Source organism: Streptomyces sp. NPDC043685, from assembly GCF_056436585.1.
This window is the reverse complement of sequence record NZ_JBWKCH010000006.1, coordinates 679,433-691,071: the sequence shown is the minus strand read 5'-3', so window position 1 is coordinate 691,071 and position 11,639 is coordinate 679,433. Positions and strand designations below refer to the sequence as shown.

The window sequence follows — 11,639 nt, the reverse complement described above, 5'->3', positions numbered from 1 at the left end:
CCAGCCCCCTGACCGGAGCCCCGCCCCGTGACCGTGACCGGGAGGCTCGGCTCGCCTGGCACGGTGCCGCGACTCGCCTTGCGGGAGCCGCGCCGCGTTCAGCTCCGGAATCGGTCAGTGCTCTTCCTGTTCCTCCTCCAGGAGCCCCGCGTCGTAGGCGAGCAGCGCGATCTGCACCCGGTTGTTGAGGTCGAGCTTGGCCAGGATGCGTGAGACGTGGGTCTTCACGGTGGCGACGCTCATGAAGAGGCCGGTGGCGATCTCGGCGTTGGCCAGGCCCCGGCCGACCGCGACGGCGACCTCGCGCTCGCGGTCGTTGAGGACGGCCATGCGGTCGCGAGCGCGGGTGCGGCGCGTGTCGGCGATGGTGCCGACGGCGTGCCGCATGAGCTGCCGGGTGACCGTGGGCGACAGGACGGGGTCGCCGGCCGCGATCCGGCGCACCGCGGCGAGGATCTCGGCCGGCGGGGTGTCCTTGAGGACGAACCCGGCGGCGCCCGCCCGCAGCGCCCGCAGCACCTGCTCGTCGGCGTGGAAGGTGGTGAGCACCACAACCTGCGGGGCGTCCTCACGGGCACGCAGCCGCTCCGTGGCGGTGAGACCGTCGACCTTCGGCATCCGGATGTCCATGAGGACGACGTCCGGGCGGGTGCGGTCGACGAGGGCCTCCACGTCGGCGCCGTCGGCGGCCTCGCCGACGATCTCGATGTCGTCGGCGCCGCCCATCATGAAGGACAGCCCGGCCCGCACCAGCGGATCGTCGTCGACGAGGAGCAGTCTGATCGCAGTCATGGGCCCTACGTAATCACGGCGGGGCGGGGCGGCGGGCCCGGAAGGGCGGTGCCAACTCCTCGCGTCGCGCGCGGTGTTGGCAGCCGGGCGGCGGGGCGAGGCGTGCTCACTGCCACGGCAGCCACGCCCGTACCTCGAAACCGCCCGCGGGCGCGTGCCCGTGCTCCAGCCGGCCGCCCGCCAGCGTCGCCCGCTCCGTCAGGCCGATCAGGCCCTGCCCGGAGCCGGGGACGGGGGGCACCTCGCCCTCGGGCGGCGGGTTGCGCACCTGGACGGTGAGGCCCGTGCCCGGCGCGCCGGTGACGGTCACCGTGACCTCCGTGCCGGGGGCGTGCTTGCGCGCGTTGGTCAGGCCCTCCTGGGCGATCCGGTAGGCGGTGCGGCCGACGGAGGACGGGACGGCGGCAGGGGTCTCGACCCGCTGGTCGAGGGCGACTTTCATACCGGCCTCGCGGGACTCGGCGACCAGTGTGTCCAGCGCCGCGAGGGTCGGCTGCGGCCGGCCCGTGTCGTCGGGTTCGCCCGCGCGCAGCACACCGATGATCTCCCGCAGGTCCTGGAGCGCCTCGTGCGCGCTCTCCCGGATCACGCCCGCCGCCCGCGCCGTCTCGGCCGGGGGCGCGTCGGGCCGGAACTCCAGGGCGCCCGCGTGCACGCTCAGCAGTGTCAGCCGGTGGGCGAGCACGTCGTGCATCTCCCGTGCGATGTCCTCGCGGGCGAGCCGCTGCGCCTGCTCGGCCCGCAGCCGCGCCTCCGTCTCGGCACGCCGGGCACGGTCCCTCAGACTCACCAGGAGCTGCCGCTTGGCCCGTACGAACATGCCCCAGCCGACGATCGCGACGGTGAGCAGTCCGGCGAAGAGCACAGTGACCAGGTAGGGGATCTCGGCGTCGGGACGCAGCCAGTAGAAGAGGGGCGTCAGCGCCACATTGACGCCGCCCACCCAGGCCACGTACCGGAAGGGGCGGTGCACGGCGAGGGCGAACAGGGCGATGAGGCCCGCGCCGCCCGCGGTGTCCGAGACGAAGGCGACGGGGGTCATGGCGACGGCGAGCCCCAGGGGCCAGCGGCGGCGCAGCCAGACCGCGGCGCAGGCCAGCGCGCCGATCACCTGGTCGGCGACGGCCAGTGCGTGCGGCACCCGGGGGTTGTCGGCGAGGGCGTCGACGGCCGTCAGGCCGACCAGCACGGCCAGCAGGAAGCAGGAGAAGTCGACGACCCAGTCGCGGGCGGTGCGACGGGGCCGCCGCCCGGCCCGTGCGGCGTCGGGGTCGAGTTCGTGCAGGAGGGCGGACGGAAAGAACCATCTGCGCCCGGTGAACAGCACGGGTGTCTCTCCCCCGGCTGCCGGGGAGGCGTGCCGCACGTCGTCACCAGTCACGAGCGACAAATCTACGCAGCCGCCGGCCGTGCCACCCGGGTGCGGCCGGGTTCGTCGACCAAAGTCGGCACACCGCAGACTTTCGATGCCGCCACGGCGCCGGAGGGCGGACTTCCGTCACCGGGTGCTCGCCTCGCGGCCGATGTGCGTGGCTGATCCGCGGGGCGAGGCTCGTGGCATGAAGCAGGTACTGGAGTTTCTCGGTTTCCTCGCTCTGGTCCAGGGCGTGGCGGGCCTGGCGCACGAGTTCACCGACTGGGACTGGGGCCTGGTGCAGCGCCTTGGGTTCCTTGACGGCCACGAGGTCTACGCGAACGTCGCGCTGCTCGTGCTGGGCGTCGCCCTGTTCGCCGCGGCCGGGAGCCGGAAGTCCGCCTGAACGGCGCACGGACGTCCGGCCCACGGCCCCGGCGGGGGTTCAGCAGCCGTAGTCGACCAGGTCGAACGACGCGTAGTGGTCGGCGGTGTAGTAGTCCTCCCGGTTCTCCTCGCCGGTGACGATGCGCCGCGCGCCGCGGGTGGAGGAACCGGGGGTGATGACCGTGTACTCGTGGTAGTAGCCCGACGCCCGGCTCGGCAGGACGTCTTCGCGGTTGCGGAAGACGGTGCCGTCCTGGTCGAAGGGGTAGGGGCCGCCCTGCTCGATCAGGTCGAGCGTGTCATGGGCCTGGGAGGGCAGGTCGCTGTAGCAGATGTCGCCGACGGCGGTGGGGGCCGCGTCGGCCGTGCTGGCGGAGACGGTTCCGCCGACGAGGAGAGCGGACAGGAGGGCGGCTGCTGCGCCGAGCCGCGAGGCGCGTGGGGGGAAGTTCATGACGCTCATGATGACGCGCGTAGAAGCTGGCATGTCAATGACAAGCAAAGAGAATTTCCTGTGAAACCCCGTGCGTTCGCGGGACGTTCACCGACCCTCCGGCGCCCTCACGCGTCCTCCGGCTGTCCGAACTCGCCGTACTCCGGGCGGCCCTTCAGGTCGTACGTCTGGATCGATACGCCCGCGCCGGTGACGCTCCCGCCGGCGTGCTCGAAGGCGGTCGGCACGGCGCCCTCCGCGAACAGCCGGAACCCGGAGCCGAGCACGACCGGGAACGTCAGCAGGTGCAGGGTGTCGACCAGGTCGAGTGCCAGCAGGGACCCGACGAGGGCGCCGCTGCCGTGCACCTGGACCTCGCCGTCGGTGGCCTCCTTCACGGCGGCCACCTCCTCGGCGAGGTCACCGGAGAGCACCCGGGTGCCTTCCCAGCCGGGGTCCGTCAGGGTCGAGGACGGCACGTACTTCGGCAGGGAGTTCAGCTTGGAGGCGACCGGGTCGGTGGGGTCGGTCATCCGGGGCCAGTAGGTGGCGAAGATGTCGTACGTGCGGCGGCCGAGCAGGAAGGCGCCCGGGCGGGCGAAGACCTCGTTCATGAACCGGCCGAAGTCCTCGTCGGCGTACGGGAAACTCCAGCCGCCGTGGGCGAAGCCGCCACGGGTGTCCTCCCGCGGCCCGCCGGGGGCCTGGTAGACGCCGTCGAGGGTGACGAAGAGGGTGGAGACGAGCTTGCCCATGGCGGGTGCCTGCTTCCTGGTGCGGGGCCTGATGCCATCACGTCAGACCCCGCCGGCACCCGCAACTCGTCGCTGGTCCGTACGCCTGTTCAGCGACCCCACCGGTCGGACCCGCGACTCGCTCCGGTGAACGGCCCTCCCCCGGCCCGGGAACCTCGACGTCCGTTCGCCGCCAGCGGCGCGGCCGCGCCGCCGCTGGGATGGACCCATGACTTCTGAAGGAACTCTGCACGGCAAGGTGGCTCTCGTGACCGGCGGGAGCCGTGGCATCGGAGCGGCGACGGCGCTGCGTCTGGCCCGCGAGGGCGCGGACGTGGCCGTCGGCTATGTGAACGGCAAGGAGGCGGCGCGGGACGTCGTCCGGGAGGTGGAGGCGCTCGGGCGCCGGGCGGTGGCGCTGCGCGCGGACGCGGCGCGGGCCGACGAGGCGGCCGGGGTCGTGGACGCGGCGGCCAAGGCGCTGGGCGGGTTCGACATCCTGGTGAACAACGCGGGCGTGGGGGTGCTCGGACCACTGGAGTCCCTGTCGCTCGCCGAGGTGGACCGGGTCCTCGACGTCAACGTACGGGGTGTCTTCCTGGCGTCGCAGGCGGCCGCCGCGCGGATGCCCGACGGCGGGCGGATCATCACGATCGGCAGTTGCATGGCCCAGCGGGTGCCGGGACCCGGCGGGACGCTCTACACGATGAGCAAGGCGGCCCTGGCCGGGCTGACGAAGGCACTGGCCCGGGAGCTGGGGGCACGCGGGATCACCGCCAACCTCGTCCTTCCCGGCCCGATCGACACCGACATGAACCCGGCGGACGGGCCGTACGCGGCCGGGCAGGCGGCGTTCACGGCGCTGGGGAGGTTCGGGACGGCGGACGAGGTGGCGTCGACGGTCGCCCATCTGGCGGGGGCGACGTACGTGACCGGCGCGGAGATCTCGGTGGACGGGGGCCACGCGGCGTGAGGGACGCGGGGCGCACCGGTGCTGTCCGGCCGGTGCGCCCCGCGGTCGAGGGGTGGTTCAGCCACCCAGCTCCTGGTGGCGGGCCGCCAGCCGGCTCGCCCCCTCCTCGGTCAGGGAGCCGAACAGCCGCAGCCGGGAGATGCCGCCGTCCGGGAAGATGTCCACGCGCGCGTGCGTGCCGACGGCCGGGGCCGGCAGGACGAAGCGGTGGTTGGTGTCGGGCTGGAGGCGGGTGCGGGGCAGGATCTCCCGCCACTCGCCGTCCTCGCCGTCCTTGACGGACACGGACGCCCAGCCGGCGCTGTTGCCCTTGAGGTAGGCGGTGTCGATCTCCAGGGCGCGGATCCGGGCCTGGGCGGCCAGCCGGTAGCGGATCCAGTCGTGGCCCCGGTCGCGGCGGCGGCGGGTCTCCCAGCCGTCGTCCATCTTGCGGGAGCGGCCCGGCTGGATGGTGTTGGAGGCGGGCGAGTAGAAGAGGTTTGAGGCGTCCTCGGCCCGGCCGCCGTTCTCCAGGGCGACGACGTCGAACGTGCCGAGCGCCTCCAGCCAGGCGGGGTCGGGGACGACCTCGCCGTGCACGCGCAGGCGGGCGATACCGCCGTCGGGGTGCTGATTGACCCGGAGGTGCGTGAAGCACTGCTCGACCTCGACGGCGAAACCGTTCGCCGCGTGGCCGCCGACCGGGGTGCGCGGGACGAGAGTCGTCCACTTCACGTCGTCCCCGAGGAGTTCCCGCGGCGAGGGGGAGCCCGGTACGCGGGTGCCCTCGACGGAGACGGCCTGCGGGTAGTTGCCGCGGAAGTGGGCGGTGTCGACGACGATCCCGCGGATCACGCCCGGGGCCCCGAGGCGCACCAGCGCCCAGTCGTGGTCCTCGTCGGTCGGCCAGGGGTGGTCGGCGGAGGCGCCCCGGCGGCGGCGGGTCTCCCAGCCGTCCATGACCTTGCCCTTGTGCCCGAAGTGCTCGGGGTCGAACTCGGCGGGCCCGGGCACCAGCAGATTCTCGCGCTGGGCGAAGAACTCGTCGTTGGCGGCGATGACACCGGCGCCCAGACGCCGGTCGGCGAGGTCGGTGTACCGGGTGAAGGGGAAGTCGGCGGTGCGGTAGTCCGCGTACGGGTCACCGCCTCCGTAGGGGTTCGCGTCGCCGGTGAAGCTGGGAATCGCCGTCACGATGATCAGGAGTTCCTTTCGGGTGTCCGGGGATGGGCTTCAGTTGCTCCGGGTGAGGAGCTGCCCCTTCGGTTCGGTGAACTCGCCGTCCAAGACGATGCGCTGACCGCGCAGCCAGGTGGACTTCACGACGCCGTACAGGGTCCTGCCCGCGTACGCGGTGACGCGGTTGCGGTGCTGGAGGGCCGCCGGGTCGACGGTGAAGGTCTCGTCGGGGGCGAGCACGGCGAAGTCGGCGTCACGGCCCACCGCGATGGCGCCCTTGCGGTCGTCGAGGCCGACGAGTTCGCAGGTGCGGGTGGACATCCAGCGCACCACGTCCTCCAGCCCGTGCCCGCGCCTGCGTGCCTCCGTCCACACCGCCGGCAGACTCAGCTGGAGTCCGGAGATGCCGCCCCAGGCCGTCGCGAAGTCGTCGGTCTTCAGGTCGGCCGTGGACGGGGAGTGGTCGGTGACGACGCAGTCGATGGTGCCGTCGGCGAGCGCCTGCCAGAGCAGGTCCTGGTTGGCGCTCTCGCGGATGGGCGGGCAGCACTTGAACTCGCTGGCGCCGTCGGGGACTTCCTCGGCGGTGAGGGTGAGGTAGTGGGGGCACGTCTCCACGGTGACGCGGACGCCCTCCGCCCGCGCCTCGGCGATCATCGGCAGGGCGTCGCTGGAGGAGAGGTGCAGGACGTGCACGCGCGCGTTCAGTGCCTTCGCCTCGCGGATGAGCTGGGCGATGGCGCTGTCCTCGGCGTCCCGGGGGCGGGAGGCGAGGAAGTCGGCGTACTTCGGGCCCGGCTGCTGCGGGGCCGCGGCGAGGAGGCGGGGGTCCTCGGCGTGCACGATGAGCAGTCCGTCGAAGGCGGCGATCTCGGCCATCGTGCGGGCCAGGGGCTCCCGCTCCAGGTGCGGGAACTCGTCCACGCCGGACGGCGACAGGAACGCCTTGAAGCCGAAGACGCCGGCCTCGTGCAGCGACCGGAGTTCCTTGGTGTTGTCGGGCAGGGCGCCGCCCCAGAAACCCACGTCGATGTGCGCCTTGTCGGCGGCGACCCGCTGCTTGGTGCGCAGGTGCGGGACGGTCGTGGTGGGCGGGAGGGAGTTGAGGGGCATGTCGACGAGGGTGGTGATGCCGCCGGCCGCCGCGGCGCGGGTGGCGGTCCAGAAGCCCTCCCACTCGGTGCGGCCGGGGTCGTTGACGTGCACGTGGGTGTCGACCAGGCCGGGCAGCAGGACGTGGTCGCCCAGGTCCTCCAGACGGGCGCCCCGCGGTACGGGAGCGTCGTGCGGGAGGACGGCCGTGATCCTGCCGTCGGCCACGGCAACGGAGGCGGCACGTGTTCCCTCGGGAGTGATGACGCGCGTCGAGCGCAGCACCAGTTCAGTGTCGGACACCCGAACCCCTTACTTCCGCTTACTTCCGCGTAACGGAATTCAACTTTCTGTTGAAGGAGTTTTCACTCCCTCTCCCGCCCCGTCAAGGGCACACTGGACCACGGCGCCCTTCCGGCGAAACTCCTGGACGTTTCCATAAAGCGGAATTAAACTTCCAGCAAGCAGAACGTAGCTACGTCCAAGCGGGGAGTCAACCGACTGCCGGGTAGGCTTCTGCCCTTCCCGCCCGCCCGAAAGGAACGCGCCGTGCCGACGTCCAGCGCCAGCACCACCGACTCCGCCCGGTCCTCCGCCAACGGCGGGGTCCAGTCCCTGGAGCGCGCCTTCGACCTGCTCGAACGGATGGCGGACGCGGGCGGCGAGGTCGGCCTGAGCGAGCTGTCCGCGAGCAGCGGGCTACCCCTGCCGACCATCCACCGCCTGATGCGCACGCTGGTGGCCTGTGGCTACGTCCGCCAGCAGCCCAACCGCCGGTACGCGCTCGGCCCGCGCCTGATCCGGCTCGGCGAGTCGGCCTCCCGGCTGCTGGGCACCTGGGCACGGCCGTATCTCGCGCGGCTGGTCGAGGAGACCGGCGAGACGGCGAACATGGCGCTGCTGGACGGCGACGAGATCGTCTACGTGGCGCAGGTGCCGTCGAAGCACTCGATGCGGATGTTCACGGAGGTCGGCCGGCGGGTGCTGCCGCACTCCACGGGGGTGGGCAAGGCCCTGCTCGCCGGTTTCCCGCCGGAGGAGGTGCGGGCGCTGCTGTCCCGTACGGGCATGCCCGCCGCGACGGAGAAGACGATCACGACGGCCGACGGCTTCCTCGCGGCCCTGGAGGACGTACGCCGGCAGGGTTACGCCATCGACGACAACGAGCAGGAGATCGGGGTCCGCTGCCTCGCGGTCCCGGTGCCGGACTCCCCCACCGCCGCGGCCATCTCCATCTCCGGCCCGGCCGGCCGGGTCACGGAGGCGGCGACGGACAAGATCGTGCCGGTCCTCCAGCAGGTCGCCGGCGAACTGTCCGCGGCCCTCGCCAGCCAGAGCCCGGCCTGACGCCCCAGCCGCCCCTGCGGGCGACCCGGCCCAGCCCTTCGGAGCGCCGGGCGGGCTGAAGAGCCGGGTCACCCCTCCAGGGAGGCCGGGACGGGCTCAGCCCCCTGGGCACGCCCGGGCCGCCCGCACACCGAGGCGGCGACCGATGAGACCGCACCCGGGCGTGCAGCAGACCGGGCCCGAGTAACGCCGCGAGCCACACCCACCGGACACCGAACCGGCAGAGCGTGCCGGGGTCGTCCGGTCGACGGCGTGGCCGATCGCCGTTCCGGGCGGTGGGCCGGTTCTCAGCCCTGGCCGCGCATCGGGCCTCCGAAGAGGTCCACCGCGCGCCGGACCTCCGTCAGCTCCGCGGAAAGCGCGCTCACCGAGCCGATCGCGCCCGCGATCAGCAGGAGCGAGCGGTGCAGGCGGGGGATCTCGGGAAGGCCGTCGGCGGCCATCGCCGCCAGCGCGGCCAGTTCCTCCTCGGCGATGCTCCGGTCGGCGAACTCGCCGGGATGGGCGGCCAGTCGACGGCGCAACCGGGACACGGCGGAGCACAGCTCCGTCACGCGCGGGTCCTCCTCGCCGCCGGTCACAGGCCCCTGCCGCTTCTGCTCCACGCTCCGCAACACAGTCCTCCCCCTCGCACCTCGCCGTGCGCGTGCCCTTCCGACGCGAAGTCCCCCTGACCGTACGGGCGTCGGCCGCCCGGCCGGTCGGTGCGGGCGACAGTAAACGACGCGGACCACCAGGCGCCAGTCCATTGCGTCATCGACTTGTCTCACTGCGTGACTTTCTGGCCCGAGGCGCACGCCTGTCCGAGGCTCGCCGCGCGCTGTCGTACCCCTGTGCGGGGCGTGCGGTATGCAGGAGGCATGACGACACCGGAGACGACGGGCGGGGTGCAAGCGGTTGCGGGGCTGCTGCTGGCCGCCGGGGGCGGGCGGCGGCTCGGCGGACGGCCCAAGGCGCTGCTCCCCCACCGGGGACGGCCGCTCGTGGAACACGCGGTGCGGGTGCTGCGGGAGGGCGGCTGCGCGACAGTCCACGTGGTCCTGGGCGCCCAGGCCGACGACGTGCGCGCACGCGCCGCACTGCCGGGCTGCGTCCTGGTCGACAACCCCGACTGGGAGCAGGGCATGGGCAGTTCGCTGCGCACCGGGCTCGACTCGCTCGCCGGCACCGGCGCCCGGGCCGCACTGGTCTCGCTCGTCGACCAGCCCGGCATCGGGCCGGACGCGGTGGCCCGGGTCCTCGCGGCGTACGAGGGAAAGGAGTCCCTCGCATCGGCCGCCTACGACGGCGTACGCGGGCACCCGGTGCTGTTCGGGGCCGCCCACTGGACGGGGGTCGCCGCGACCGCGACCGGCGACCGGGGGGCACGCGCCTACCTGAAGGAGCACCGGCAGGCGATCACCTTCGTCGAGTGCGGGGACATCGCCCAGCCGTTCGATATCGACACCCCGGCCGATCTGAGCCACTTGGAGTGAGCGCCCGGAGTGAGCGGGGTGGCACGGAGCGCCACCTTGCCTCGACCCGGAGAATCTCGACGTCAACAGACGATTGAACTTCCACCATGAGGAAACTAGTATCCACTGTTCAGAAGCGCCCGATGGCTGCCCGGGCGCCGAACGCCGTATCCGGGAAGACTGGCACCCGGTGCCACGCACGCCGGCTCGTCTTCACAGCTCGCTGAAGGAAGTGACCGTTCATGTCCGCTCCAGCGCCGTCCCCGCTGGCCATCGTCGACGCCGAGCCCCTGCCCCGGCAGGAGGAGGTCCTCACCGAAGCGGCACTCGCCTTCGTGGCCGAGCTGCACCGGCGGTTCACGCCCCGGCGTGACGAACTCCTCGCCCGCCGCGCCGAGCGCCGCGCCGAGATCGCCCGCACCTGCACCCTCGACTTCCTCCCGGAGACCGCCGCGGTCCGCGCCGACGACTCCTGGAAGGTCGCCACGGCCCCGGACGCCCTGAACGACCGCCGGGTCGAGATCACCGGCCCCACCGATCGCAAGATGACCATCAACGCCCTCAACTCGGGCGCCAGGGTGTGGCTCGCGGACTTCGAGGACGCCTCCGCGCCCACCTGGGAGAACGTGGTCCTCGGCCAGGTCAACCTGATCGACGCCTACACCCGGAACATCGACTTCACCGACCCGAAGTCCGGCAAGTCGTACACCCTGAAGGCCGACGAGGAACTCGCGACGGTCGTGATGCGCCCGCGCGGCTGGCACCTGAACGAGCGCCACCTCGTCGACGCCGACGGCACACCCGTGCCCGGCGCCCTCGTCGACTTCGGCCTGTACTTCTTCCACAACGCCCAGCGCCTGCTGGACCTCGGCAAGGGCCCGTACTTCTACCTCCCGAAGACGGAGTCCCACCTGGAGGCGCGCCTGTGGAACGAGGTGTTCGTCTTCGCGCAGGAGTACTGCGGCATCCCGCACGGCACGGTCCGCGCGACCGTCCTCATCGAGACGATCACCGCCGCGTACGAGATGGAGGAGATCCTCTACGAACTGCGCGACCACGCCTCCGGGCTGAACGCGGGCCGCTGGGACTACCTGTTCTCCATCGTCAAGAACTTCCGTGACGGCGGCGCCAGGTTCGTCCTGCCGGACCGCAACGCGGTGACGATGACGGCCCCGTTCATGCGCGCCTACACCGAACTCCTCGTCCGCACCTGCCACAAGCGCGGCGCGCACGCCATCGGCGGCATGGCGGCCTTCATCCCCTCCCGGCGGGACGCCGAGGTCAACAAGGTCGCCTTCGAGAAGGTCCGCGCCGACAAGGACCGCGAGGCGAACGACGGTTTCGACGGCTCCTGGGTCGCCCACCCCGACCTGGTGCCGATCGCCATGGAGTCCTTCGACAAGGTCCTCGGCGACAAGCCGAACCAGAAGGACCGGCTGCGCGAGGACGTCGAGGTCGAGGCGGCCGACCTGATCGCCATCGACTCGCTCGACGCCAAGCCCACCTACGCGGGTCTGGTCAACGCCGTGCAGGTCGGCATCCGTTACATCGAGGCGTGGCTGCGCGGCCTCGGCGCGGTCGCCATCTTCAACCTGATGGAGGACGCGGCCACCGCCGAGATCTCCCGCTCCCAGATCTGGCAGTGGATCAACGCGGAGGTCGTCCTGGACAACGGCGAGCAGGTCACCGCCGAGCTGGCCCGCAAGGTCGCCGCCGAGGAACTCGCGAACATCAAGGCGGAGATCGGCGAGGAGGCCTTCGCGGCCGGCAACTGGCAGCAGGCCCACGACCTGCTGCTGACGGTCTCCCTCGACGAGGACTACGCCGACTTCCTGACGCTGCCGGCGTACGAGCAGCTCAAGGGCTGACGCGGCGGGGACGCCGACACGCGGAGCGGCCCGGGGCCTTCCCCGGG

Annotated in this window: 12 protein-coding genes; 5 read left to right on the top strand and 7 right to left on the bottom strand. The window is 72.4% G+C overall.

Annotated elements, in window-relative coordinates:
- Positions 1-114: 114 nt before the first annotated feature.
- Both AC0665_RS22980 and AC0665_RS22975 read right to left on the bottom strand, forming a co-directional pair.
- Positions 115-792 carry a response regulator transcription factor gene (locus AC0665_RS22980; RefSeq protein ID WP_478705694.1) on the bottom strand — a complete coding sequence of 226 codons (678 nt, stop codon included), beginning with the start codon at positions 790-792 and terminating at the stop codon, positions 115-117.
- A gap of 106 nt (positions 793-898) precedes the next feature.
- Complete coding sequence (locus AC0665_RS22975; RefSeq protein ID WP_478705693.1) at positions 899-2,173, bottom strand: sensor histidine kinase; 1,275 nt, start codon at positions 2,171-2,173, stop codon at positions 899-901.
- Between the two features lie 178 nt (positions 2,174-2,351).
- Here AC0665_RS22975 and AC0665_RS22970 point away from each other — a divergent pair, with 178 nt between their 5' ends.
- On the top strand, positions 2,352-2,552 hold the full coding sequence (locus AC0665_RS22970; RefSeq protein ID WP_478705692.1) for a hypothetical protein: 201 nt from the start codon (positions 2,352-2,354) through the stop codon (positions 2,550-2,552).
- A 39-nt stretch (positions 2,553-2,591) separates the two neighbouring features.
- On the opposite strand, the gene AC0665_RS22965 is transcribed toward AC0665_RS22970, so the two are convergent.
- Both AC0665_RS22965 and AC0665_RS22960 read right to left on the bottom strand, forming a co-directional pair.
- Positions 2,592-2,987 (bottom strand): ribonuclease domain-containing protein, encoded by a 396-nt coding sequence (locus AC0665_RS22965; protein ID WP_478705691.1) that lies wholly within the window; start codon positions 2,985-2,987, stop codon positions 2,592-2,594.
- Between the two features lie 107 nt (positions 2,988-3,094).
- Positions 3,095-3,721, bottom strand: a complete 627-nt coding sequence (locus tag AC0665_RS22960) for a dihydrofolate reductase family protein (protein WP_478603732.1) — start codon at positions 3,719-3,721, stop codon at positions 3,095-3,097.
- A gap of 208 nt (positions 3,722-3,929) precedes the next feature.
- Here AC0665_RS22960 and AC0665_RS22955 point away from each other — a divergent pair, with 208 nt between their 5' ends.
- A complete protein-coding gene (locus tag AC0665_RS22955; RefSeq protein WP_468403358.1) occupies positions 3,930-4,673 on the top strand; it encodes an SDR family oxidoreductase in 744 nt (247 codons plus the stop codon).
- A gap of 57 nt (positions 4,674-4,730) precedes the next feature.
- Here AC0665_RS22955 and alc read toward each other — a convergent pair whose 3' ends face one another.
- Both alc and allB read right to left on the bottom strand, forming a co-directional pair.
- Entirely contained in the window at positions 4,731-5,846 is a 1,116-nt protein-coding gene (gene alc, locus AC0665_RS22950; RefSeq protein WP_478705690.1) for an allantoicase, read from the bottom strand.
- A 39-nt stretch (positions 5,847-5,885) separates the two neighbouring features.
- On the bottom strand, positions 5,886-7,226 hold the full coding sequence (gene allB / locus AC0665_RS22945) for an allantoinase AllB (RefSeq protein WP_478705689.1): 1,341 nt from the start codon (positions 7,224-7,226) through the stop codon (positions 5,886-5,888).
- 246 nt (positions 7,227-7,472) lie between these two features.
- On the opposite strand from allB, the gene AC0665_RS22940 reads away from it, so the two are divergent.
- Positions 7,473-8,270 (top strand): IclR family transcriptional regulator, encoded by a 798-nt coding sequence (locus AC0665_RS22940; protein WP_363119186.1) that lies wholly within the window; start codon positions 7,473-7,475, stop codon positions 8,268-8,270.
- A gap of 287 nt (positions 8,271-8,557) precedes the next feature.
- Here the strand turns inward: AC0665_RS22940 and AC0665_RS22935 are convergent, their stop codons facing one another.
- Entirely contained in the window at positions 8,558-8,887 is a 330-nt protein-coding gene (locus tag AC0665_RS22935; protein WP_468403351.1) for a DUF5955 family protein, read from the bottom strand.
- A gap of 243 nt (positions 8,888-9,130) precedes the next feature.
- Between AC0665_RS22935 and AC0665_RS22930 the strand changes: the two genes are divergently transcribed.
- Positions 9,131-9,745 carry a nucleotidyltransferase family protein gene (locus tag AC0665_RS22930; protein WP_478603739.1) on the top strand — a complete coding sequence of 205 codons (615 nt, stop codon included), beginning with the start codon at positions 9,131-9,133 and terminating at the stop codon, positions 9,743-9,745.
- Positions 9,746-9,966: 221 nt separating this feature from the next.
- Positions 9,967-11,592 (top strand): malate synthase A, encoded by a 1,626-nt coding sequence (gene aceB, locus AC0665_RS22925; RefSeq protein WP_478705688.1) that lies wholly within the window; start codon positions 9,967-9,969, stop codon positions 11,590-11,592.
- Positions 11,593-11,639 lie beyond the last annotated feature (47 nt).

Bases quoted from the DNA above. Each gene is read 5' to 3' on its own strand.
- AC0665_RS22970 (WP_478705692.1), top strand. From the start codon at position 2,352: ATGAAGCAGGTACTGGAGTTTCTCGGTTTCCTCGCTCTGGTCCAGGGC.
- AC0665_RS22955 (WP_468403358.1), top strand. From the start codon at position 3,930: ATGACTTCTGAAGGAACTCTGCACGGCAAGGTGGCTCTCGTGACCGGC.
- AC0665_RS22930 (WP_478603739.1), top strand. From the start codon at position 9,131: ATGACGACACCGGAGACGACGGGCGGGGTGCAAGCGGTTGCGGGGCTG.
- AC0665_RS22980 (WP_478705694.1), bottom strand. From the start codon at position 792: ATGACTGCGATCAGACTGCTCCTCGTCGACGACGATCCGCTGGTGCGG.
- AC0665_RS22965 (WP_478705691.1), bottom strand. From the start codon at position 2,987: ATGAACTTCCCCCCACGCGCCTCGCGGCTCGGCGCAGCAGCCGCCCTC.
- aceB (WP_478705688.1), top strand. From the start codon at position 9,967: ATGTCCGCTCCAGCGCCGTCCCCGCTGGCCATCGTCGACGCCGAGCCC.
- AC0665_RS22960 (WP_478603732.1), bottom strand. From the start codon at position 3,721: ATGGGCAAGCTCGTCTCCACCCTCTTCGTCACCCTCGACGGCGTCTAC.